General features: G+C 52.3%; 24 protein-coding genes. 6 read left to right on the plus strand and 18 right to left on the minus strand.

Translation table 11 applies throughout. From position 1 onward, the window contains the following. Positions 1-62 precede the first annotated feature (62 nt). Positions 63-689 carry an RNA polymerase sporulation sigma factor SigK gene (sigK, locus tag H6A13_RS03015; RefSeq protein WP_420827215.1) on the minus strand — a complete coding sequence of 209 codons (627 nt, stop codon included), beginning with the start codon at positions 687-689 and terminating at the stop codon, positions 63-65. A gap of 145 nt (positions 690-834) precedes the next feature. Here sigK and H6A13_RS03020 point away from each other — a divergent pair, with 145 nt between their 5' ends. The 3 genes from H6A13_RS03020 (at position 835) to H6A13_RS03030 (ending at position 4,190) form a co-directional block, all read left to right on the plus strand. Then, positions 835-2,106 (plus strand): ATP-binding protein, encoded by a 1,272-nt coding sequence (locus H6A13_RS03020; RefSeq protein WP_204908147.1) that lies wholly within the window; start codon positions 835-837, stop codon positions 2,104-2,106. Continuing rightward, positions 2,103-2,987 carry a response regulator gene (locus H6A13_RS03025; RefSeq protein ID WP_338042996.1) on the plus strand — a complete coding sequence of 295 codons (885 nt, stop codon included), beginning with the start codon at positions 2,103-2,105 and terminating at the stop codon, positions 2,985-2,987. Before H6A13_RS03020 ends, H6A13_RS03025 begins: the two co-directional genes overlap by 4 nt. Positions 2,988-3,173: 186 nt before the next feature. After that, positions 3,174-4,190, plus strand: a complete 1,017-nt coding sequence (locus tag H6A13_RS03030) for a PTS sugar transporter subunit IIC (RefSeq protein WP_204908148.1) — start codon at positions 3,174-3,176, stop codon at positions 4,188-4,190. Here H6A13_RS03030 and H6A13_RS03035 read toward each other — a convergent pair. The 8 genes from H6A13_RS03035 to mtaB all read right to left on the minus strand — a co-directional run bounded on the left by H6A13_RS03035 (position 4,170) and on the right by mtaB (position 10,654). Then, positions 4,170-5,399, minus strand: coding sequence for a peptidase U32 family protein (locus H6A13_RS03035; RefSeq protein WP_204908149.1), 1,230 nt, complete (start codon positions 5,397-5,399; stop codon positions 4,170-4,172). The two genes, H6A13_RS03030 and H6A13_RS03035, sit on opposite strands and share 21 nt — an antisense overlap. Before the next feature lie 19 nt (positions 5,400-5,418). After that, the gene (locus H6A13_RS03040; RefSeq protein WP_204908150.1) at positions 5,419-6,063 is read right to left on the minus strand and encodes an O-methyltransferase; all 645 of its coding nucleotides are present in this window, start codon (positions 6,061-6,063) and stop codon (positions 5,419-5,421) included. A gap of 77 nt (positions 6,064-6,140) precedes the next feature. Continuing rightward, positions 6,141-7,808 carry a ribonuclease J gene (locus tag H6A13_RS03045; RefSeq protein WP_204908151.1) on the minus strand — a complete coding sequence of 556 codons (1,668 nt, stop codon included), beginning with the start codon at positions 7,806-7,808 and terminating at the stop codon, positions 6,141-6,143. A gap of 2 nt (positions 7,809-7,810) precedes the next feature. Then, positions 7,811-8,290, minus strand: a complete 480-nt coding sequence (locus H6A13_RS03050) for a Fur family transcriptional regulator (RefSeq protein ID WP_204908152.1) — start codon at positions 8,288-8,290, stop codon at positions 7,811-7,813. 7 nt (positions 8,291-8,297) lie between these two features. Continuing rightward, positions 8,298-8,555 (minus strand): DUF1292 domain-containing protein, encoded by a 258-nt coding sequence (locus tag H6A13_RS03055; protein ID WP_204908153.1) that lies wholly within the window; start codon positions 8,553-8,555, stop codon positions 8,298-8,300. Positions 8,556-8,596: 41 nt separating this feature from the next. Next, positions 8,597-9,019 (minus strand): Holliday junction resolvase RuvX, encoded by a 423-nt coding sequence (ruvX, locus tag H6A13_RS03060; RefSeq protein ID WP_204908154.1) that lies wholly within the window; start codon positions 9,017-9,019, stop codon positions 8,597-8,599. A gap of 3 nt (positions 9,020-9,022) precedes the next feature. Then, entirely contained in the window at positions 9,023-9,289 is a 267-nt protein-coding gene (locus H6A13_RS03065) for an IreB family regulatory phosphoprotein (RefSeq protein WP_204908155.1), read from the minus strand. 57 nt (positions 9,290-9,346) lie between these two features. Further along, positions 9,347-10,654, minus strand: coding sequence for a tRNA (N(6)-L-threonylcarbamoyladenosine(37)-C(2))-methylthiotransferase MtaB (gene mtaB / locus H6A13_RS03070; protein WP_204908156.1), 1,308 nt, complete (start codon positions 10,652-10,654; stop codon positions 9,347-9,349). A gap of 136 nt (positions 10,655-10,790) precedes the next feature. Here mtaB and H6A13_RS03075 point away from each other — a divergent pair, with 136 nt between their 5' ends. Next, complete coding sequence (locus H6A13_RS03075; protein ID WP_204908157.1) at positions 10,791-11,033, plus strand: HPr family phosphocarrier protein; 243 nt, start codon at positions 10,791-10,793, stop codon at positions 11,031-11,033. Between the two features lie 70 nt (positions 11,034-11,103). Here the strand turns inward: H6A13_RS03075 and thiI are convergent, their stop codons facing one another. The 6 genes from thiI to H6A13_RS03105 are packed head-to-tail and all read right to left on the minus strand — an operon-like array spanning position 11,104 to position 16,217. Then, on the minus strand, positions 11,104-12,288 hold the full coding sequence (gene thiI, locus H6A13_RS03080; protein WP_204908158.1) for a tRNA uracil 4-sulfurtransferase ThiI: 1,185 nt from the start codon (positions 12,286-12,288) through the stop codon (positions 11,104-11,106). 36 nt (positions 12,289-12,324) lie between these two features. Then, entirely contained in the window at positions 12,325-13,482 is a 1,158-nt protein-coding gene (locus H6A13_RS03085; protein ID WP_204908159.1) for a cysteine desulfurase family protein, read from the minus strand. 51 nt (positions 13,483-13,533) lie between these two features. Then, positions 13,534-14,277: a 16S rRNA (uracil(1498)-N(3))-methyltransferase gene (locus H6A13_RS03090; RefSeq protein WP_204908160.1), complete on the minus strand. Its 744-nt coding sequence runs from the start codon at positions 14,275-14,277 to the stop codon at positions 13,534-13,536. A 10-nt stretch (positions 14,278-14,287) separates the two neighbouring features. After that, on the minus strand, positions 14,288-15,244 hold the full coding sequence (gene prmA, locus H6A13_RS03095; protein ID WP_204908161.1) for a 50S ribosomal protein L11 methyltransferase: 957 nt from the start codon (positions 15,242-15,244) through the stop codon (positions 14,288-14,290). A 51-nt stretch (positions 15,245-15,295) separates the two neighbouring features. Further along, complete coding sequence (locus H6A13_RS03100; RefSeq protein ID WP_204908162.1) at positions 15,296-15,865, minus strand: manganese efflux pump MntP; 570 nt, start codon at positions 15,863-15,865, stop codon at positions 15,296-15,298. Positions 15,866-15,869: 4 nt separating this feature from the next. Beyond that, positions 15,870-16,217: an arsenate reductase family protein gene (locus tag H6A13_RS03105; protein WP_204908191.1), complete on the minus strand. Its 348-nt coding sequence runs from the start codon at positions 16,215-16,217 to the stop codon at positions 15,870-15,872. Between the two features lie 119 nt (positions 16,218-16,336). On the opposite strand from H6A13_RS03105, the gene H6A13_RS03110 reads away from it, so the two are divergent. Further along, positions 16,337-16,486, plus strand: coding sequence for a hypothetical protein (locus H6A13_RS03110; protein WP_204908163.1), 150 nt, complete (start codon positions 16,337-16,339; stop codon positions 16,484-16,486). Positions 16,487-16,521: 35 nt separating this feature from the next. Here the strand turns inward: H6A13_RS03110 and H6A13_RS03115 are convergent, their stop codons facing one another. Then, entirely contained in the window at positions 16,522-17,121 is a 600-nt protein-coding gene (locus H6A13_RS03115; protein ID WP_204908164.1) for a YdcF family protein, read from the minus strand. 119 nt (positions 17,122-17,240) lie between these two features. On the opposite strand from H6A13_RS03115, the gene H6A13_RS03120 reads away from it, so the two are divergent. Next, on the plus strand, positions 17,241-18,158 hold the full coding sequence (locus H6A13_RS03120) for a polysaccharide deacetylase family protein (RefSeq protein WP_204908165.1): 918 nt from the start codon (positions 17,241-17,243) through the stop codon (positions 18,156-18,158). Between the two features lie 38 nt (positions 18,159-18,196). Here the strand turns inward: H6A13_RS03120 and glmS are convergent, their stop codons facing one another. Both glmS and H6A13_RS03130 read right to left on the minus strand, forming a co-directional pair. After that, the gene (gene glmS, locus H6A13_RS03125; RefSeq protein WP_204908166.1) at positions 18,197-20,023 is read right to left on the minus strand and encodes a glutamine--fructose-6-phosphate transaminase (isomerizing); all 1,827 of its coding nucleotides are present in this window, start codon (positions 20,021-20,023) and stop codon (positions 18,197-18,199) included. Between the two features lie 150 nt (positions 20,024-20,173). Then, entirely contained in the window at positions 20,174-21,694 is a 1,521-nt protein-coding gene (locus tag H6A13_RS03130; RefSeq protein ID WP_204908167.1) for a cohesin domain-containing protein, read from the minus strand. Positions 21,695-21,718: the final 24 nt, after the last annotated feature.

A 21,718-nucleotide genomic window follows, 5' to 3' on the forward strand; every position in this document is an offset into this window, starting at 1 on the left:
GGTGAAACGCAAATGGGGACGTAGACTCTTTGCAAAGGACTACGTCCGTGTTCACACTTTGTTCACATTTCCCTGCGCAATTTTTCGATCGCGCTTTTTTCGATCCGCGAAACGTAAGAACGAGAGATGCCTAGCTGCCCGGCTATCTCCCGCTGGGTATATTCTTCTTCGTTATACAGTCCGTAGCGCATTTTTAATACCAACCGTTCTCTTGGCGAGAGTTCGGATTCTACTTTTTGGTAAAGAAGGCGGATGTCTTCGCTTAGCTCGGCTTTCTGGTGTGCGTCTTCTTCCTCTGTCTCGATGATGTCGAAGAGCTGGATCTCGTTTCCTTCCCGGTCGGTGCCAATGGGTTCGTAGAGGGAGATTTCTCTGGATGATTTCTTCTTTGCCCGCAGGTACATCAGGATCTCATTTTCGATGCAGCGGGCCGCGTATGTGCCAAGGCGCACGCATTTTTCCGGGTTGAAGGTGACGACTGCCTTGATAAGCCCGATGGTCCCGATGGACAGAAGGTCTTCGGTTTCTTCTTCGCAGGTCTGGTACTTTTTTACGATATGGGCTACGAGGCGCAGATTTCGTTCGATCAGTATATGCTTTGCCTCCAGGTCACCCTCTGTATATCTTTGCATATATTCTCTTTCTTCCGACGCTGTGAGGGGTTGGGGAAATGATTTCAAGAAAAGCACCTCTTAGCGTGTTTGCTATTAATCTATGTCGCATTTTCTTTTTTTGTGCTTTTCCATGTAATTTAATCTATACAAAAACTCTGGAAAAAGTTATAGTAAATGTAAGATATGTAGTCGGATGTTTGTTTTCTGGCCGGAGATTTTTATGAAGAGAACAACGAAAATGGCGCTGTTTTGCAGCCTGCTGATTATACTGGCCGCACAGTTCAGTGTAAATGTTTTTTTTGCGGATTTTGAGATTTCTATAGCAGTGGTCCTGCTGCCTGTTTTTTTATCTGTCTCGGACCGTTTTCCCCTGCTGCCGACAGCTTTTCTGTCTGCCGCCGGTGTTTTTTTGATGCGGCTGTTCCTGTCCTGGCTGCGGGGCGGCAGTCTTGACGCGGCAAGGACGCTTTCCCCGGAGATCCTTTTTTATGTCTGCTACGGAATCCTGTTGTTTGCGGCCAACCGGATCTACCGGAAAAAAGATTTTGACCTTCGGAGCTTTCTTGTGATCCTGGCTCTTATTGATTATGTTTCCAATCTGACGGAGCTTTTCGTCCGGGAAGGCACCCGGGCTTTTGACCTTTCCGCCCAGGCCGGCATCTTTCTGGTGGCCGTCCTTCGTACTCTCCTTGTCTGGTGCATCCTTACGGCTATGGAACAGTACCGTATGTTTCTTCTTCGCAGAGAGCACGAAAAGCGCTATCAGGAGCTTTTGCTTCTGATCTCCCGGCTGAACGGCGAAGTCCTCTGGATGGATAAAAATACGGCGCTGATCGAAAAAACCATGAGCACCGCCTACCGGCTGTATGACCAGCTAAAGGCCGATCCTTCGCAGGAAGCTGCCGCCCGGTCGGCTCTTGCCGTGGCCGGCGACGTCCATGAGATCAAAAAGGAATATTTCCTGATCATGCGGGGGATTTCTGAAGTGCTGGATCAGGAACTGAAAAGCAGCGGCATGTACATGGATGAGATCCTGCACTTGTTAAAAGGCGCCCTCACCCGCCTGGGAAAAGAAAAAGGCAAAGAGGTCGTCTGCTCTATCCACTGCCCCCACAGACTCTACACCACCAGCCACTACGCCTGGATGTCCGTTTTCCGTAACCTCTTTACCAACGCCCTGGAAGCAGAGACAGGCAGACTGGTACAGATCGAGGTGACGCAGAAATTTGCCGGGGAAACCTGCATATTCCGGGTTACGGACCACGGGCCCGGCATTCCGGCGGAAAGTCAGGAGGAAATCTTTCAGCCCGGCTTTTCTACAAAGATCAACTATGAAACCGGCGAGATCAGCCGCGGCCTTGGGCTGAACCTGGTGCAGAACCTGGTGGAAGAACAGTTCCACGGCCAGATCCGCGTCTCTTCCCGGCCGGGCGAGACCACATTTACCATACAGATACCAAAGACAGAATTTACGGAAGAAAGGATGATATGATGAAATTTTATCTGCTGGATGACGACAGAAATATCCGAAGGATCCTGACCCAGATCATTACCGACCGGGAGCTTGGGACCGTATGCGGCGCCGGAAGCAACGGCCACGAGGGGCTGGAGGAAGTCTTTGACCTGAAGCCGGACATCATCATCGCAGACCTTCTGATGCCGGAGATGGACGGGATCACGTTTGTAGAGCACGCCAGACCCGGTCTTCCCGACACTGCGTTTATCATGCTGTCCCAGGTTTCCTCCAAAGAAATGATCTCCGCCGCCTACGAGGCCGGCGTTGAATTCTTCATTCAAAAGCCCATCAACAGCATTGAGGTGGAAAATGTGATCCAGAAAGTCCGTCAGAATCTGACGATGAAGCGCACTCTCCAGAAGGTTCAGGAGCTTTTCACGGAAGACATCCCCGGAACGCTTCCGGAGGAATCAGAAACCATCACCACCGACGACGGGGACGAGACGCTCCCCTCCCACCAGGAATCTCTGGCAACGCTCCAGATCATCCTGCAGAGGCTGGGGATCAGCGGCGATATCGGCAGCCGGGACATTACCACCGTGGTGGAATACATGATCCTGCACCACGCAAAAGCCGCCGACCTGACGCTCCACGAGTTGTGCAGCCAGTTTTGCGACTCTCCCAAATCCATGGAACAACGGATCCGGCGGGCGGCCGCGGCGGGACTTGTCAATCTGGCACACCTGGGACTGGAGGATTATGGAAATGAGATTTTTACGGAATACTCCAATACGCTTTACAATTTTGAACAGGTCCGAAAGGAAATGGATTATATCCGGGGACGCAGTGATAAACACGGCAATATCAAGATCCGCAATTTCCTGAATGCACTGGTCATGTACTGCGTGCACAAATAATCTTCTTTCCACACAAAAATACGCATCCATATTTTGTCTATTTTGCACAAAATTTTATGGATGCGCATTTTTTTATTGTCTATTTTGATACGGTTTGAAACGGTTTGAAACCTCTGTTTTATATTTGTTTCATCAATCAATCAGTGGAACTTATTTATAAAATCAACAAGAAACGGAGGAACCTTTATGATTACGATTTTATCTGGCGTTGGATTACTGCTGGCTGCGCTGGCCGGCTTCTCGCTTTTCAGCCTCAAGATGCCCAAAGGACAGCTTGCCATGTCCGGCATGGCAAATGCGGCTGTCGCAACCTTTCTGGTGGAAGCGATCCACAAATATATCACCGGCGACCTTCTGGGCCTTTCCTTTTTCCGCACAGTAGGCGAAACATCCGGAAGCCTGGGCGGTGTAGCAGCCGCCATCATGGTGCCCTTAAGCATGGGAGCCAATCCGGTGCTTTCCGTGGTTGCCGGCGTAGCAGTGGGCTCTTACGGCATCCTGCCCGGCTTCATCGCGGGCTATCTGGTAGGCATGGTCTCACCCATCCTTGAGAAGAAACTGCCGGAAGGCTTAAATATCATCCTGGGCGCCCTGCTCATCGCTCCCTTTGCCCACCTGATCGCCTGGGCCTCTGACCCGGTCGTCTCGGTGGTGCTGACCCGCATCGGCGGAACCATTACCGCAGCCACCGAGCAGTCTCCCATCGTCATGGGCTTCCTCCTTGGCGGCATCATGAAAATGATCTGCACCTCTCCTTTAAGCTCTATGGCGCTGACCGCCATGCTGGGCCTCTCCGGCCTGCCGATGGGGATCGCGGCCATTGCCTGCGTGGGCGGCTCTTTCACCAACGGCATCATCTTCGCAAGACTGAAGCTTGGCGACAAGAGCAAGGTCGTGGCTGTCATGCTGGAGCCTCTGACTCAGGCGGACATTGTCACCTCCAACCCGATCCCGATCTACTGCTCCAATTTCTTTGGAGGCGGGCTGGCAGGCGTTTCCGCGGCCGTTTTCCACATCGTCAACAATGCGCCCGGCACTGCCTCCCCGATCCCGGGACTGTTAGCGCCCTTTGCCTTCAACCCGCCTTTACAGGTGATACTGGCTCTCGCCTTCGCCATCGCAGGCGGTTCCCTGGCAGGCTTTGTCGGCAGCCTGGTGTTCAAACGCCACAAAAAACGGGCATTAGTTCTCTGCTCTTCTTAAGATATCATAGCGCTCTGCCTTTCCGGCAAGGTCCACATACAGGACCTGCCTGGGATGCGGGGCGCTTTCCATTTCCTTTCCCTCTTCATCCAGGATCTTCCCGACCGTCACTTCTACATTTCTGCCGTCCGGCTTCATGATCTCGATGGTCTCTCCGACGGAAAATTTATTTCTCTGTTCTATGCGGTACAGACCGTCCTTTTCTCCGCCGATGATCCCCAGGTAGGTATACTCTTTGATATACGTATTATTGTCATAGATCTGGGAAGTCTCGTCCGGTTTTCCAAAGTAGAATCCAGTAGTAAACTGCCGGTAGGTGCAGTCCTTGATCTGATCCAGATACCAGGGCATATTGGCTTCGTATTTTTCCGGATCTTCCAGATAATCATCGATGGCCTTCCGGTAAGTCCTGGCCACCGTGGCCACATAAAGCGCCGTCTTCATCCGTCCCTCGATCTTAAAGCTGTCGATGCCTGCATCGATCATTTCCGGAATGTGTTCGATCATGCACAGATCCTTGGAATTAAAAATATACGTTCCCCGCTCATTTTCATAGACCGGCATATACTCGCCAGGCCTTGTCTCTTCCACCACCGCATATTTCCAGCGGCAGGGGTGGGTGCAGGCCCCCTGGTTAGCGTCCCGCCCGGTAAAGTAATTGCTCAGAAGGCAGCGCCCGGAATACGAAATGCACATAGCGCCATGAATGAAGCTTTCGATCTCCATTTTCTCCGGAATGCGTTCGCGGATCTCCCGGATCTCCTTTAGCGAAAGCTCTCTGGCAGACACCACCCGCTTTGCCCCCTGCTTCCACCAGAAGAGATAAGTCCCGTAATTGGTGTTGTTGGCCTGGGTGCTGATGTGCCGCTCAATCTCCGGGCAGATCTCTTTTGCCAGTTCAAAGATGGCCGGGTCGGCAATGATCAGTGCGTCCGGCTTTAACTCTTTTAATTCTTTTAAATACTCCTCCACTCCCGGAAGGTCGTCATTATGGGCCAGGATATTGACGGTCACATGCACTTTCGCCCCGTGCGCATGGGCAAAGGCAATGCCCTCCCGCATATCCTCCATTGAGAAATTCTTGGCCTTGGCCCTCAGGCCAAAGGCTTCGCCGCCGATATAAACCGCATCGGCCCCAAAAACCACCGCAGTCTTCAGAACCTCCAGACTGCTGGCGGGTATCAGTAATTCCGGCCGTTTCCTTTCCATGAATCCAATTCTCCTTTCATCAGGCTTTTTTCACCGTCAGAGCCACCCCGTCGCCCAGAGGCAGGATGCTGGTCATAAGATCCTCCCTGTGCTTCAGCTCGTAGAGATACTCCCGCATCCGGCTGTGGATCGTCCGGTCTCTTCTTTCCACCGCAAAGCGGGATTCAATAAGACTGCCGTCCTGCAGCACATTGTCCGACATCAGCACGCCCCCCGGCGTCAGAAGCCTTAGAACTTCCGGCAGATAATGGGGGTACTGGCCTTTCGCCGCATCCATAAACACAAAATCAAAGAGCCCGTCAAGAGACCTCAAAACCTCCATGGCGTCCCCCTCGATCAGCGTGATCTGCTCCTCTTTCCCGGCTCTTCGAAAATTCTGCCGGGCAATCGGGATCCGCTTTTCATACTTTTCTATCGTCGTAATATGGGCGCCCTCCGGCAGATACTCACTCATCAAAAGCGCCGAAAAACCCACTGCTGTCCCCACTTCCAGCACCCTTGCGGGCCGCAGCATGGTAAGCAGCGTTTTCAAAAGACTCTGCGTTTCCTTGCGGATGATCGGCACATAAGAGGCAAGCGCCTCCTGCTCAATCTCCTCCAGAAGCGGATTTTCCGGGCTCTCCAGCGACCGCAGGTAGACCGCGATCCGTTCATTTCTATCCATAAGGTACACCCCATTTCGCAATTTGGGACGTAGACCTTTGCAAAAGGTCTACGTCCCCGTTCACATTTTGTTCACATTTACACGTCCATGATGATGGGCAGGATCATGGGCCGGCGCTTGGTCCGTTTCCAGATGAATTCGTTCATGGTGTCCCGGATCACCAGCTTGATCTTGCTCCAGTCTGCGTTGCGCTGATGGGTCAGGCAGTCTTCTACCGCGTCTGTCAGCACATGTCTTGCCTCTTCCATCAGTCCTTCGGATTCGCGTACATAGACGAAACCGCGGGATACGATATCCGGGCCGGCCAGCAGCTGATTGCTGCCTTTTTCCAGGGTCAGTACCACGATGAGGATTCCGTCTTCCGCCAGATGCTGCCGGTCGCGGAGCACGATGTTTCCTACGTCTCCTACGCCCAGGCCGTCTACCAGGATGGAACCTGTGTGGACTTTATCCACGACTTTGGCTTCCTGGCTGCTGACCTCCAGCACGTCGCCGGACTGCAGGATATAGACATTATCCTTGGGGATTCCAAGGCTCATGGCCAGTTCGGCGTTTGCCTTCAGATGCCGGAACTCGCCGTGCACCGGAATGGCGTATCTGGGTTTCACCAGGGAATAGATCAGCTTCAGTTCTTCCTGACAGGCATGTCCGGATACGTGAACATCCTGGAAAATGACATTGGCTCCCTTTGCGGACAGTTCATTGATCACCCTGGATACAGATTTTTCATTTCCGGGAATCGGATTGGAACTTAAGATGACCGTATCTCCCGGCATGATCGTTACTTTTTTATGGATGTCCGCCGCCATCCGGGACAGGGCCGCCATGGACTCGCCCTGGCTTCCGGTGGTGATCAGCACCGTCTTCTCCGGCGGATAATTCTTCATCTGATCGATCTCGATCAGCGTTTTATCCGGCACATTCAGATATCCCAGCTCCTGGGCAACCTGGATGATATTTACCATACTGCGGCCTTCCACCACAACTTTCCGGTCATATTTGCATGCCGTATTGATGATCTGCTGCACCCGGTCTACATTGGATGCAAAGGTGGCGATGATCAGCCTGGTATTCTGATGCTCCGCAAAAATGTGGTCAAAGGTAACGCCCACTGTTCTCTCTGACTGGGTAAATCCCTTGCGCTCCGCATTGGTACTGTCGCTCATCAGAGCCAGCACGCCTTTTTTGCCGATCTCCGCAAATCTCTGAAGATCAATGGCGTCTCCGAATACCGGCGTGTAATCCACCTTAAAGTCTCCGGTGTGGACCACGATCCCTGCCGGCGAATAGATGGCAAGAGCCGCCGCATCCTGGATGCTGTGATTGGTCTTGATAAACTCAATCCGGAAATGTCCCAGATTGATGGACTGTCCGTGGCGCACCACTTTTCTTCTGGTGCTGCGCAGAAGATTGTGTTCCGTCAGCTTCCGTTCAATGATACCCATGGTCAGCTTGGTCGCGTAAATAGGCAGATTCATTTCCCGCAACACATAAGGCAGCGCTCCGATATGGTCCTCATGGCCGTGGGTGATCACAAACCCTTTTACCTTCTCAATATTGTCCTTCAGATAGGACACGTCCGGGATCACAAGGTCGATTCCCAGCATGTCCTCCTCCGGGAAAGCCAGACCGCAATCCACGACAATAATACTGTCTTCGTACTCAAAGGCAGTGATGTTCATTCCGATCTTTTCCAATCCTCCGAGCGGAATGATGCGCAGTTTTCCGTTGTTTTCTTTTTTCAAATTTACACCTCCACGTGTTGATCCGTACTGTTTTGCCTCTTTTGGCACTCCCTGCATTGTCCGTAGAACTTTAATTCGTGGTCTAACACATGAAATCCGGTCTCTTCCTCGATCCGATGCTCCAGTTCATCCAATAAATCATCGTGAAACGGAAGGATCTTTCCACACGTTTTACAGATCAGATGATGATGGTGATGTTTCCCCAGGCCCGCGCCCGGTTCTCCGATCTCGTATCGCACACACCCGTCATCCAGACTGATCCGATCCACCAATTGCATTTCCAGTAACAACTGCACTGTCCGGTAAATGGTGGCCAGTCCGATCTCCGGATAGTCCTCCTTTACCATCTCATAGATGTCCTCGGCAGTCATATGCCTGTCGCGGTTTTCTGCCAGAACCTCTAAAACAAGCAACCTCTGATTGGTCACTTTTAATCCTTTTTCTTTCAGCATCTGCCTGAACTGTTCTTTACTGATAGACATCCGTACTTTACCTTTCAATCGCCACGTCTTCGAGAAGCTCCTCAAACACTTTCGAAACCGCCGAAAGTTCCACGTCGTCTTCCACGATCTCATAAACGCTCTCGCCTTTTTCCGCCGAAGGCGTTTCCTTCAGGATCAGGCACTGCGCCTCGTCCTCTTCAGAATCCGCCACCAGAAGATAGTTCACCGCGTTTACCGTTGTCTGCTCCAGTACATAAAATGCTTCTTCCTGCATATCTTCAGACATGAATTTGATCTTTTCCATAAGCGAACACACCCTTTGCTCTGTCAATCTGCGGGCTTTTCCTAAAATGCAAGCGAATCCAGATATCCCTGCAATATAAAAACAGCCGCAATCTGATCAACATACTTCTTGCGGTTCTCACGTCTTACTTTATTCTCTATCAACGTCCGTTCTGCTTCTACTGTTGTCAGGCGCTCGTCCCACATCACGACCTCAAGGCCGGTCCGTCTTTCAAGCATCCGTCCGAATTCTATTGATTTTTCCGCCCGATCTCCGATATCGTTATTCATATGCTTTGGAAGGCCCAGCACGATCTTTTCCACCTGATACTCATCAATCAGCTCCTCGATACGCGCACAGGTCCTCCTCAGCTTATTTTCGTCCTTCCTGGTAATCGTCTCCACAGCCTGGGCCGTGATCTTTAACGGATCACTGACCGCCACTCCCACGGTCCGGGAGCCGTAATCCAATCCCATGATTCTCATAGATCAGTCTTCCCAGCCGTTATGCTTAATATACGTTTTCAGCATCTCTTCCACCAGTTCGTCCCGCTCCATCTTCATGATCAGACTTCTGGCGCCGTTGTGGCTGGTGATATAAGTCGGATCCCCGGACATAATATATCCTACCATCTGGTTTACCGGGTTATATCCCTTCTCCTTTAAAGCCTTGTACACAATTTCAAGAATATCTTTTGCCTGAATCTGTGGACCGCTTTCTACCTGAAAAAACTGAGTGCTGCTTAAATCCTTCATATACTCACGTCCTCCAATCATACTTCATCCTTATTCTACATGAAACCCTTACAAAATTCAATGAATTATTTGAAAAGGATTCTCTATTTCAACCGGGACCAGCTGATTGACCAGATTTTCCCGGCTTTTGATCCCTGCTTTTACGTATTCCCGGGTATGGCCCACCTGCCAGATCTCCCCGTCTCTTTCAATCTCTTCTTCGATCAGCACCTCCTGCGTGGTGCCAAGGAGCCGCTCCTCATAAGCCTTCTGCTTCTTTTTACTGAGTTCCAGCAAAATGGCGCTCCGTTCCGCCTTCACCGGCTCCGGCACCTGATCCGGCATCACCGCAGCCTTTGTGCCCTCTCTTCTGGAATACTTAAAGACATGGGTCTCATAAAAATCCACCTTGTCCACAAAAGCCCTGGAGGCTTCAAATTCCTCCTGCGTCTCCCCCGGAAATCCAACGATCACGTCCGTGGTCAGAGCCGGCTCATGAAAATATTTCCGCAAAAGTTCGCATTTTTCAAAATATTCCTCCGCCGTGTAGCGCCGGTTCATCCGCTTCAGCGTCTCCGTGCAGCCGCTCTGGAGAGAAAGATGAAAATGCGGGCACATTTTCGGAAGTCCGGAAATGGTCCGGACAAATTCTTCGGTAATGATCCGGGGTTCCAGTGATCCCAGCCGGATTCTTCGGATCCCCTCCACCTCGTGTACCGCCAGGATCAAAGACAGCAGGTCTTCCCCGTTATCGATCCCGTACGAGCTTAAATGAATGCCGGTCAGCACCACTTCCTGATAACCGGCTCCGGCAAGCGCCTGCACTTCCTCCAGCACATGGTCCTTGCTCCGGCTCCGAACCCTTCCTCTGGCATAAGGGATGATGCAGTAGGAACAGAACTGGTTGCAGCCGTCCTGCACCTTGATATAGGCGCGGGTATGCTCGGCGGTCCGGGAAAGGCTTAACTCCTCGTATTCTTTTGTATGCCCGATGTCCACCAGATCTTTTAAGGGCTCCCCGGGCCGTTTCTTTTCCCCGCCCCGGCTGTTTTCATATTCTTCCAGAATGCGGACGATCTCTTTTTTCCGGTTATTTCCGATCACGATATCCACACAGTCCGCCGCCTCGTCGGGCTTTTCCTGGACGTAACAGCCGCAGGCCGCCACAACCGCCTCCGGGTTCATCTTTCTGGCGCGGTGCAGCATCTGGCGGGACTTACGGTCCGCCATATTCGTCACCGTACAGGTATTAATGATATAAACATCCGCTTTTTCCTGAAACGGCACGATCTCATAGCCTGCCTGTTCCAGAAGCTCCTGCATGGCCTCTGTCTCATAAGCATTGACCTTGCAGCCCAGATTGTGCAGCGCAGCTTTCTTTCCCATAATTTCTGTCCTTTCCTACTGTCGTTACTCTTTCCATCACCTGATTTTAACAAAATCTTCCTTGACTTTTCCATATCTTGCTCTTAAGATGGTTATAGAAGCGAATAATATATGAAATATAAGGAGGATTCATCCAATGAAAACAGTACAAATTTCCTTAAATTCCATCGATAAAGTAAAGTCATTCGTAAATGAGATCACCAAGTTTGATTATGATTTTGATCTGGTATCCGGAAGATACGTTATCGATGCAAAATCCATCATGGGTATCTTCAGCCTGGATCTCTCCAAACCCATCGACCTGAACATCCATGCGGACAACGGCGCTGATGTGGATAAGATCCTGGAAGTACTTACCCCTTATATCTGCGAATCATAGAAGATCATACAGATTGGTCAGGCCCGGTTACCGGAGCCTGACCTTTTTACTTTTTGTTTCTCGTCTGCTTTTATTCTTCCACTTCTATGATCTCTGCGGAATCAATGGCCTCTTTCACCAGTTCGTCGATCTTTTCCGCCAGCTTCTCTTCTGACCGGCGGATCACACCCAGGTTCGGCTTGGTCACCGGATGTTTTGCCACGAAAATGGTACAGCAATCCTCAAAGGGCTGGATGGAAGTCTCAAAGGTTCCGATCTTTTCCGAAATATTTACGATCTCCTGCTTATCGTATCCGATCACCGGACGGTACACAGGCAGCGTACATACGTCGTTGGTCGCAGCCAGGCTCTGCATGGTCTGGCTGGCCACCTGGCCGATGCTCTCCCCTGTGATCAGGCCCAGACACCCGTCTTTTCTCGCGAAATGCTCTGCGATCCGCATCATATAGCGGCGCATGATGATGGTCAGTTCATCATGGGGGCACTGGTCATAGATATAAAGCTGGATATCCGTGAAATTCACCACATGCAGACGGATAGGTCCTGCGTATCTGGACACGATCTTTGCCAGATCCACCACCTTTTGCTTGGCCCGCTCGCTGGTATAGGGCGGCGCGTGAAAATATGCGGCCTCCAGGCCGACGCCCCGCTTGGAGATCATATAGCCCGCCACCGGACTGTCGATCCCTCCGGATAAAAGGAGCATGGCCTTGCCATTGGTCCCCACCGGCATGCCGCCGGCTCCGGGAATGATCTGGGAATATACGTAGATCTGATTTCTCACCTCTATATTCACCTGTACATCCGGATGATGCACATCCACCCGGATCTCGGGGAACGCCTCTAAGATAGCCTCTCCCAGATCCCGGCTGATCTCCATGGAATTCATGGGATAGGACTTCTTCGCCCGCCTGGACTCCACCTTGAAGGTAAACTTTTTATCCGGGTACATTTCATCCATGTACGCCACAACATCCTTTTTCAGCTGGTCAAAGCCCTGATCTTCCAGACGCACCACCGGGCAGATCCCCACCAGGCCAAACACCCGCTTTAAATGCTCCACTGCGTCCTCATAATCATAATCGCCTTCACAGTCCACGTAGATCCGGGCCTGGGACTTATACACCTGAAACTCTCCGTCCACCGGTTCCAGCGCGCGGCGCACCTGGCGCACCAGAGCGTCCTCAAAAAGATACCGGTTCTTTCCCTTGATCCCGATCTCGCCGTATTTTAACAAAAATGTGTGAAATCTCATCTGTAAGAATCTCCTTCACTTGTTCTATTTCTCAGATTATCTTCTGGTATATCTCCGAAGCATCGGTACTATATTATATAGTGTCCGAAGCGTCTCGTCAATCTCCTCGGCCGTGGTAAATTCCGACATACTGAAGCGAAGCGTGGCGTCCAAAAACTCCCGTCCGGCGCCGATGCCTCTTAATACGCCGCTGATCTGCGGATGGTTGGAGGCGCAGGCTGAACCGCTGGACACATAGATCCCTTTTTCTTCCAGCGCGTGAAGCAGCACCTCGCTTCGGATCCCCGCAAATCCCACGCTGACAATGTGGGGCGCGCTGGTCTCGTCACAGAGCCCGTGGACCACAGTATCCGGGATCTCTCCTACACCTTCCACAAAACTCTGCTTTAAGTTCCGCATTCTCTCTACCTTTTCATCCAGATCCTGGTAGATCATCTTTGCCGCAAGGCCAAGTCCTGCGATCCCCGGCACATTTTCCGTACCGGAACGGATATTCTTCTGCTGTTCTCCGCCGAACACGATAGGCTGGATCTTCACATGCTCTCCGATATAGAGCGCGCCGATCCCCTTTGGCCCGTGGATCTTATGGCCGCTTAAGGACAGAAGATCCACCTTGATCCGTTTCGGATAGATCCGGTATTTCCCAAATCCCTGTACAGCGTCCACGTGAAATAAAATGTTCTGGTCATAGGCTTTCACCAGACTGGCCGCCTCCTGCACCGGCTGCACGGAGCCCACCTCATTATTCACATACATCATAGACACCAGGATAGTCTCCGGACAAAGTGCTTCCTTTAACGCCTCCAGGCTTGCCCGCCCGCTGCTGTCTACCGGCAGAAACGTCACCCGGTATCCTTCTTCCTCCAGATACCGCATGGTATTTAAAACCGCCGGATGTTCGATGCCGGTGGTGATCAGGTGATTCCCCCGCCGCCAGTTCGCCCTGGCGCATCCGATCAGCGCCAGATTATCGCTCTCTGTTCCGCCGGAGGTAAAAAAGATCTCCTTTTCCTGCACCTTCAGAAGCTTTGCCAGCCGTTCTTTTGCTTCTTTCACATAACGCTCCGCGGCCACGCCTTTGGCATGCATGGAAGATGGGTTGCCATAGTCCTCGCACATCACCTTGCGGACCAGGTCTCCCACTTCCGGATACGCCATGGTCGTCGCGGAATTGTCCAGATATATTTCTTTCATGTTTTCACTTCCTGCTCAAAATATTCCTTACTATACTATATGATACAGAGGTTAAAAGGGCTTCTCCAGCCGGTACATCAGGATCGAAAGCACCGCGATCCCCGCCGTCTCTGTGCGCAGGATCCGCTTCCCAAGGGTAATGGGCAGGGCTCCCGCTTCCACGGCTCGACCCACTTCCTCTTTTTCAAAACCGCCCTCCGGGCCGATGAAGATCCCCACCGACTGCCCGGGCCGGATCCCGTCCAGGATCTTTCTGGTCCCATCCATGCCGTCCGCCAGTTCATAAGGGATCAGCCGGATATCCAGCGTTTCTGAAAATGCCAGAGCCTCCTGGAAGGTCATTACCTCCGAGACCACAGGGATATACCCTCTTCCGGCCTGCTTTGCCGCGCTTTCGGCAATCTGCTGCCAGCGCTGCACCTTTTTTGCCGCCTTCTTCGCATCCAGCTTCACCACGCAGCGACGGGTCTGTACAGGGATCACCTGGCAGACGCCAAGCTCTACCGCCTTTTGCACGATCAGTTCCATCTTTTCCTGCTTGGGAAGCCCCTGGAAGAGATAGATCCTGGAAGGAAGCTCCGTATCCACAAGGCCCGCCTCCAGGATGGCAAGGACCGCCTCCCCTTCCGGATAGTCCTCCACCCGGCAGCGGTACTGGCGGTTATTGCCGTCGCTTACCATCACTTCTTCCCCCGGTCGCATCCGGAGCACATTTTTCATATGATTGACGTCCGAACCCTGGATCCGGATCTTGTCCTCCCCGACCTGGTCAGGCGTCACAAAAAACCGCTGCATTTTCTTCTCCTTATTCCGGCTTTCTGGCAGTTACAGACACCCATTCGCCCTGATGATGTACTTCCAGTACCTCCATGCCGGCGGCCCGGACTGCTTCTGTCACCGTTTCTTCTTTGTCATCAATAATCCCGCTGGTAATATAGATCCCGCCCTTTTTCAGCTGATGAAGGATCACCGGCGTCAGCGGCACCAGCACGTCCGCCAGGATATTGGCGGCCACAATGTCATACTTCTCATAACCGGCCTTGTCCTGGACTTCTTTGTCGTCAATGATATTTCCGATCATCACCTCATACTGGTCCTCCCGGATGCCGTTGGCCTTCATATTTTCATGGGTGGCGTCGATGGCGCAGGGATCCAGATCCGTTCCCACGGAATGAGCCGCGCCGAACTTTAACGCCAGCATGCCAAGGATGCCGCTTCCGCAGCCCACATCCAGGATCTGCGCGCCGGGTTTTACATATTTGCGCAGCTGCCGGATACAAAGCTGGGTCGTCTCATGCATGCCGGTTCCAAAGGCCGTGCCCGGATCAATATGGATCACCATCTTGTCGCTGTCCTTTGCCTCCACCTGCTCCCAGGACGGGATCACCAGAATGTCGTCAATGGAAAACTGATGGAAATATTTTTTCCAGTTGTTGACCCAGTCCACATCCTCGGTCTGGGACTCTTCGATGGTGCATTCCCCCACATCCACATAGGAGCGCATCTCCTCCAGTTCCCTGCGGATTCTTTCCAGCACTGCTTCCGGATCTTCCTCTTCCTCCAGGTAAAAGGTCAGGTAAGCCACCCCGTCATCCGCCGGGATCTGAGGCAGGATGTCCACAAACATCTGCTCCTTATCCTGTTCGGTCAGCGGCACCTTATCCTCGATCTGCACGCCCTGGATCCCCAGATCCATCAGCATGCTGCTGACAATATCTTCTGCTTCTGTGGTCGTCTTGAGACGGAACTGATTCCATTTCATCCGGTGAAAACCTCCTTCTATCTATTCAAAACTCTTTCTGTGACTGTTCCTTTACCATGGCAAAATTCCCAGATGTTCCAGCAGGATCTTGGCCCCGATCATGATCAGGATCACGCCTCCTGCCAGCTCTGCCTTTGCCTTAAACCTCGTCCCGAATACATTTCCTATTTTAACACCTGCCGCGGACAAAGTAAATGTGATCACGCCGATAAAGCAGACGGCCGGGACGATGTTGACCTGCAAAAATGCGAAGGTCACGCCCACCGCCAGGGCATCGATGCTGGTGGCGACCGCCAGGGCCAGCATGTTTCGCACATCCAGAGAGGCGTCCGCCGTCTCACACGCTTCCGGCCCAAGCGCTTCCCGGATCATATTTCCGCCGATAACGCCAAGGAGGATAAATGCGATCCAGTGATCCACCGATGTGATCACATCCCGGAACTGGACGCCCAGGAAATATCCAATGAGAGGCATCAGAGCCTGGAATCCGCCAAAATACAGGCCGACGATCCCGGCCTTCCCCAGAGTGCAGCGCTTCATGGCAAGGCCCTTGCAGATCGACACCGCAAAAGCGTCCATGGAGAGCCCGGTTGCTATCAGAAATAACTCGATCCAGCTCATCTGCCTACACTCCCTGCTCCCATTCTTTCTCCCGGAATCCCACCAGGACCCGTTCTTCTGTCACCAGGATGGGGCGCTTCACCAGCATGCCGTCCGTCGCCAGCAGGTCGTACTGCTCCTCCTCGCTCATCTTGGGAAGCTTGTCCTTTAACTGCATTTCCTTATAAAGATTTCCGCTGGTATTAAAGAAACGCTTCAGCGGAAGGCCGCTCTTTTCGTGCCATTTCTTCAATTCCTCCTTCGTCGGATTCTGCAGTTTGATATCTCTCTTCTCATAATCGATCCCCTGGCCGTTCAGCCAGTTCTCCGCCTTTTTGCAGGTGGAACATTTGGGATAACAGACAAATAACATGGTCATTCCTCTCTTTCTCTTTTGCTAAAAAAATGCTAAGGTCGGGGCGAAATCATTTCCTTTCCCCGCCGCCTCACCTAAAATAAAGTTTAGATTTTGATTTTGAAGGAGGCATACTTATGGATACCAACATCGGCTTACTGATACTTATGGTCATCGGCGGAGGCGCCGGGGTGATCACAAGCCTCTATCTGCTCGTCAGCTTCCCGGCGGTCATCATCTGGAAGATCTACCGGAAATTCCGCTATGGATACAAATTAACCGATTAACGAAAGGGTCCGCACGGGCCCTTTTTTGCATCCGCCTAATAGTAGCCCTTCCACAGATTGCGGTACATTACCCAGGCCGTGGAAAGGTGGAGCTTTAGGGTGGTCCACAGACGTTCGCTTTCCGGCTCGTCTGCTTTTACCATGACATATCTAAGCCCCGCTCTTCTGGCATAATGATCGGCTTTTCGAAGATGCCAGCCGCTGGTCACCACCGCGCAGTCGGAAAACCCGCAGTTTTTCATGGTCACTGCCCCGTATTTCAAGTTGCGGTACGTGCAGTCGGCCCGTTTCTCCAGGACAAGATACTGCTCTGGCACGCCAAGTTCCAGGGCATATTTTTTCATCACTTCCGCTTCCACATACGGATTGTCCACCGCCCCTCCGGACAGCAAAAGATACCGGACCTTGCGCTCCTTCCAAAGCTCTACGGCCTTTTCCACCCGCTTCTTCATAACGTCTGTCGGACTTCCGTCCTCTTTGGCATGGTAGCCGCACACCAGCGCGCAGTCATAGGTATCCTGCTCCCAGCGCTTCTTCGGATTCGGAAACAGGATCCAGAACACCGCCAGCTGAACACCCAGGAAACCAAGGCTCGCGCCCGCTGTTCCCAGCAGCCATTTCTCCTTTTTATTCATCGGATAAACTCCTCTCTATGCACGCAAACAAGTAACTTCGTTCATTTTACCCTTTTCATGGAAAGATTGCAACCCGGCGGCCATATATATAGAAAAAGAATCAAGGGAGCCGAACATCCATGCACCGGAAACAACTGACCCATATATTTTCTTTGTTGCTGCTTTTCGCCGCCTGCTTCCTGGGCGGCACTTTGCTGGCCCGGGCCACAGCCTCTGAGGCAGGAGAATCCGACAATGCCGGAAACGAAACAACCGGCGTATCGAGCGAAACAGCCGGCACGGCAAATGAGGCTGCCGGCGCGGCGAGCGAAACAGCCGGCACGGCAAATGAGGCAGATGCCTCCGCCTCCAAAAGCTGGGGCCTGAGCTATCAGGAGGAAGGGAAACGCCCCCAGGGAACAGACACTCTGGAAGAACTGGCCGCGCACAGCGCCTATTACGCCCGGGACACCGAGGAGAAAGTCTTATATCTCACCTTTGACTGCGGGTATGAAAACGGAAATACCGCCAAAATCCTAGACACCTTAAAAGAAAAGAACGTACCCGCCGCCTTTTTCCTCACCGGAGACTTCCTTCGCTCCGCCCCGGATCTGGCAAAACGGATCGCAGACGAAGGCCACACCGCCGGGAACCACACCGAACACCACCCGGACATGTCCGCCATCACCGATCCCTCCCGGTTTGAAGAAGAACTGGACAGCGTCGCCGCCGCTTACCAGAAGATCACCGGCCGGCCGCTGGACCCGTATTTTCGCCCGCCCCAGGGCAAATACAGCATCCAGAGCCTGGATCTGGCCCGCCAGGCCGGGTACTCCACCATCTTCTGGAGCCTGGCGCACGTCGACTGGCAGCAGGACGCACAGCCAAGCCGGGAAGAAACCTTCGACAAACTCATCGGCCGCGTCCACCCCGGCGCCATCATACTTCTCCACACCACCTCAGCCAGTAATACACAATACCTGGGAGAACTCATAGACGAATGGGGAAAATGTGGATATGTTTTCAGAAGGTTGGGAGAATTTTGTGGAAAAGAGTAATTGGGGACGGGGGATTTCTGGAAATCCCCCGTCCCCAATTACTCTACTGTAACGGACTTTGCCAGATTTCTTGGTTTATCCACATCGCATCCGCGTCCCAGTGCGATGTAATACCCGAACAGCTGCAGTGGTATGATGGCCAGTGAGTTTGTGAAGTATTTGTTGGTCTCCGGAATGTAGATGACATAATCTGCGGCCTTTTCCACTTCGGTGTTGCCTTCTACCGTGACTGCCATGACGAAGGCTCCGCGGGTGCGGACTTCTACCATGTTGCTGATCATCTTTTTGTACAGGTTCTCCTGGGTCAGTACTGCGACCACCAGCGTGCCTTCTTCGATGAGGGAGATGGTGCCGTGCTTGAGTTCTCCTGCCGCGTAGGCCTCGGAATGGATGTAGGAGATCTCTTTGAGTTTCAGGGAGCCTTCCATGGAAATGGCCTGGTCTACGCCTCTTCCGATGAAGAAGACGTCTTTTGCGGCCAGGTAGCGGTTGGCAAACCGCTGGATATTTTCCTGGTTGTTTAGCAGCATTTCTACCTGTGCGGGCAGGGCCTGCAGGTCATCCAGCATTTCTTTTAAGCCTTCGTCGCTGATTTCTCCCCGTACATGAGCAAATTTCATGGCCAGCAGGTATACGGCGATGAGCTGCGCGGAATATGCCTTGGTGGTTGCCACAGCAATCTCCGGCCCGGCCCAGGTGTACATCACGTTGTCTGCCTCTCTGGCAATGGAGCTGCCCACTACGTTTACGATCCCCAGCACTCTGGCGCCCCGTTTCTTGGACTCCCGCAGGGCAGCCAGTGTATCGGCCGTCTCTCCGGACTGGCTGATGACAATGACCAGGGTCCCGTCGTCCAGGATCGGATCCCGGTAGCGGAACTCGCTGGCAAGATCCACATCCACCTGGATCCGGGACAGGCCTTCAAAAATGTATTTGCTGGTGTGGCCCACGTGGGCCGCTGATCCGCAGGCGACCACCATGATCTTGCGGATCCGCCGGATCTCCTCGTTGGACATCCCCAGTTCTTCGATCTCAATCTGCCCGTTCTTGATCCTGGGCGAAAATGTATCGGTAATCGCTTTGGGCTGTTCATACATTTCTTTTAACATGAAATGCTCATAACCGCCCTTTTCCGCGGCGTTTACATCCCAGTCGATATGCGTCACCTGCTTTTCAATAGGTTCCTCGTCTACCGTAAAGAACTCCATGGAATCTGTCGTCATCCGGACAATTTCTTCATTTTCAATAAACACCACGTCCCGGGTGTACCGAAGGACCGCCGGCACATCGGAAGCCAGGATGCTGCCGCCTTTTGTGTGTCCTACGATCAGAGGGCTGTCTTTGCGGACGGCATAAAGTTCTTCCGGGTGATCCCTGAAAATGATCCCCAGCGCATAGGAGCCTTCCATCCGGTGCATAATCTTTGTCACAGCCTCCAGGGGATTGCCCTTGTAATAATAATCCAGCAGGTGGGCGATCACTTCCGTATCCGTCTCGGATACAAACACATACCCGTGGCGCTCCAGCTTCTTTTTCAGCTTCAGATAATTTTCAATGATCCCGTTGTGGACCACCACGATGCTCTTATCCTGGTTAAAATGCGGGTGAGCATTTACATCCGAAGGCGAACCATGGGTTGCCCAGCGGGTATGGCCGATGCCAAGGGTTCCGGGAAGGGTCTCCCCGCCATGAGTCAGTTCACTAAGCACTTTCAGCCGCCCCTTGGACTTTACCATGTCAATCTCTTCTCCATTGTAAACGGCGATCCCCGCTGAATCATAACCTCTGTATTCCAGTTTGGAAAGACCGTCCAGAAGGATGGGCGCAGCCTGTTCATTTCCGATATATCCGACAATTCCACACATTCTTGCATACTCCTTTCATTTGTACAAAAAGCCGATATTTTTGCACTATCAACTGCTATTTTAGCAAACAGAGCGCGATCTGTAAAGAAAAAAGAGGACGTTTTCACGCCCTCTTTTGGGAAATATTTTATGCATTTTTACCAAAGATCCCTAATCCAGATCAATGATATCTACCTTGAAGGTATCGTCCGGTTCCATATGTCCCCGCTTCTTTTTGGACTGATTGCTTAAAAGCTCGTCCAGGTCATCGATGATCTCGTCCTCGTCGTAGTCATATTCCTCATCGTCATAATCATAGTCATCCAGGTCGTCCATTTCCATGGTGCCGTAATCGTCGAAATCTTCTTCCTCGTATTCATCGAAGTCGTCAAAGTCGTCTTCCTCATCCAGATCGATCTGCGCGGTCTGGGCCGGCTTTCTCACCGCCGGTCCGCCCTTAACGGCAGACGCTTTTTTCTTGCCTTTTCCACTGTTCTTTGCAGTTCTCTGATCTTTTTCATCTTCGTCCAGATCAATGCCATACTCGTCATAAAGATCATCAAGTTCTGCATCTCTGTGATAAAGCTTGACTCTCGTCACGATCAGTACGATCACCAGCAGGAGGAATACCGCCAGCGCAATGATCACGATAATATCCAGAAAATCCTGGATAAAGCTTAAGATCTTTCCCCAGAGTCCGCCGGGCGCGTCGCTTTTGTCGTCTGCTGCGGCAGCCGGTGCATTTTCCACATATCTCTGGTAAGTCTTATCCACCGTATCATACTGGTACATTCCCTTTTCTCCATCCGAATTCAGGGCGTACACCACATAATAATCGGCATTTTCCGTATTCTGCCATGCAGGAAATTCTTTTCCATTCAGGGTCAGCGTCGTCTCCTGGAAATCACTCGGCAGCTTCACACCGCCATCGTCCCGTAAAAGCACAATATAGCGGTCCTGTGCGATCTCTATGGATTCAAACGGGGAAAATGTGCCATTGTCATCATCATATAAGAAGAAATCCGCTTCTCCGCCGTCCACAGGCGTCAGATAAAAAGCAGACCGTCCGCTGGCTTCCTGGGTCACCACTTCACAGTTGGCTCCCTCAAACTGCTTCTCCCCTTTGACAAATCCAGCCGGAATCAGCGCGTCGGAAAATCCGCCGGTGATGGTGTACTGCACGCCATCCACTTCCACCTGTCCGCCGGATGTGGTGGTCTCCGCTCCCGTTTCGCCTTCTTCCTCTTCAATCAGAGACGGGTCGCCAGGGCCGATGCTCACAGCAGAGCTGCCGTTGGTCAGATCCAACGCATCCCCCACTGCATCCACACCGGAAGACTGGGATACCTGAATATTTGCAGTTCCTTCCTTTAAGGCCTGGAAGGTCAGGTTAAAGGATGCTTCTGTAGAGCTGCCGCCGTCTCCGGAGATGGTCACCGTACCGTCTCCGCCGGTGGCGCTGTCTCCGCTGATGAATTTCAGCATGCTGGAATCATAGGTCAGCGTGGCTTCCACCGTATCGATCAGAACCGGAGCTGTAAACTTCGCTGTTACTTCTACTTCCGCCCCCACCGTGGTAGAGGGATCTGTAAACCGCAGCTCGCCGGACGCCGCATGGGACACCATGGAAATGCATGGGACAAACATACACACAACGGCCAGGGCCGCAAGGATTCTTCTTAATGTTCTCATGTGCTTTACCTCTTTTTTTCTATC

The sequence above is a fragment of the Mordavella massiliensis genome (assembly GCF_016902415.1).
In the GTDB taxonomy this organism is placed as follows: domain Bacteria; phylum Bacillota; class Clostridia; order Lachnospirales; family Lachnospiraceae; genus Merdimonas; species Merdimonas faecigallinarum.

Bases quoted from the DNA above. Each gene is read 5' to 3' on its own strand.
- H6A13_RS03020 (WP_204908147.1), top strand. From the start codon at position 835: ATGAAGAGAACAACGAAAATGGCGCTGTTTTGCAGCCTGCTGATTATA.
- H6A13_RS03025 (WP_338042996.1), top strand. From the start codon at position 2,103: ATGATGAAATTTTATCTGCTGGATGACGACAGAAATATCCGAAGGATC.
- H6A13_RS03030 (WP_204908148.1), top strand. From the start codon at position 3,174: ATGATTACGATTTTATCTGGCGTTGGATTACTGCTGGCTGCGCTGGCC.
- H6A13_RS03035 (WP_204908149.1), bottom strand. From the start codon at position 5,399: ATGGAAAGGAAACGGCCGGAATTACTGATACCCGCCAGCAGTCTGGAG.
- H6A13_RS03040 (WP_204908150.1), bottom strand. From the start codon at position 6,063: ATGGATAGAAATGAACGGATCGCGGTCTACCTGCGGTCGCTGGAGAGC.
- H6A13_RS03050 (WP_204908152.1), bottom strand. From the start codon at position 8,290: ATGTCTATCAGTAAAGAACAGTTCAGGCAGATGCTGAAAGAAAAAGGA.
- H6A13_RS03055 (WP_204908153.1), bottom strand. From the start codon at position 8,555: ATGGAAAAGATCAAATTCATGTCTGAAGATATGCAGGAAGAAGCATTT.
- ruvX (WP_204908154.1), bottom strand. From the start codon at position 9,019: ATGAGAATCATGGGATTGGATTACGGCTCCCGGACCGTGGGAGTGGCG.
- H6A13_RS03065 (WP_204908155.1), bottom strand. From the start codon at position 9,289: ATGAAGGATTTAAGCAGCACTCAGTTTTTTCAGGTAGAAAGCGGTCCA.
- mtaB (WP_204908156.1), bottom strand. From the start codon at position 10,654: ATGGGAAAGAAAGCTGCGCTGCACAATCTGGGCTGCAAGGTCAATGCT.
- H6A13_RS03075 (WP_204908157.1), top strand. From the start codon at position 10,791: ATGAAAACAGTACAAATTTCCTTAAATTCCATCGATAAAGTAAAGTCA.
- thiI (WP_204908158.1), bottom strand. From the start codon at position 12,288: ATGAGATTTCACACATTTTTGTTAAAATACGGCGAGATCGGGATCAAG.
- H6A13_RS03085 (WP_204908159.1), bottom strand. From the start codon at position 13,482: ATGAAAGAAATATATCTGGACAATTCCGCGACGACCATGGCGTATCCG.
- H6A13_RS03090 (WP_204908160.1), bottom strand. From the start codon at position 14,277: ATGCAGCGGTTTTTTGTGACGCCTGACCAGGTCGGGGAGGACAAGATC.
- prmA (WP_204908161.1), bottom strand. From the start codon at position 15,244: ATGAAATGGAATCAGTTCCGTCTCAAGACGACCACAGAAGCAGAAGAT.
- H6A13_RS03100 (WP_204908162.1), bottom strand. From the start codon at position 15,865: ATGAGCTGGATCGAGTTATTTCTGATAGCAACCGGGCTCTCCATGGAC.
- H6A13_RS03105 (WP_204908191.1), bottom strand. From the start codon at position 16,217: ATGTTATTTGTCTGTTATCCCAAATGTTCCACCTGCAAAAAGGCGGAG.
- H6A13_RS03110 (WP_204908163.1), top strand. From the start codon at position 16,337: ATGGATACCAACATCGGCTTACTGATACTTATGGTCATCGGCGGAGGC.
- H6A13_RS03115 (WP_204908164.1), bottom strand. From the start codon at position 17,121: ATGAATAAAAAGGAGAAATGGCTGCTGGGAACAGCGGGCGCGAGCCTT.
- H6A13_RS03120 (WP_204908165.1), top strand. From the start codon at position 17,241: ATGCACCGGAAACAACTGACCCATATATTTTCTTTGTTGCTGCTTTTC.
- glmS (WP_204908166.1), bottom strand. From the start codon at position 20,023: ATGTGTGGAATTGTCGGATATATCGGAAATGAACAGGCTGCGCCCATC.
- H6A13_RS03130 (WP_204908167.1), bottom strand. From the start codon at position 21,694: ATGAGAACATTAAGAAGAATCCTTGCGGCCCTGGCCGTTGTGTGTATG.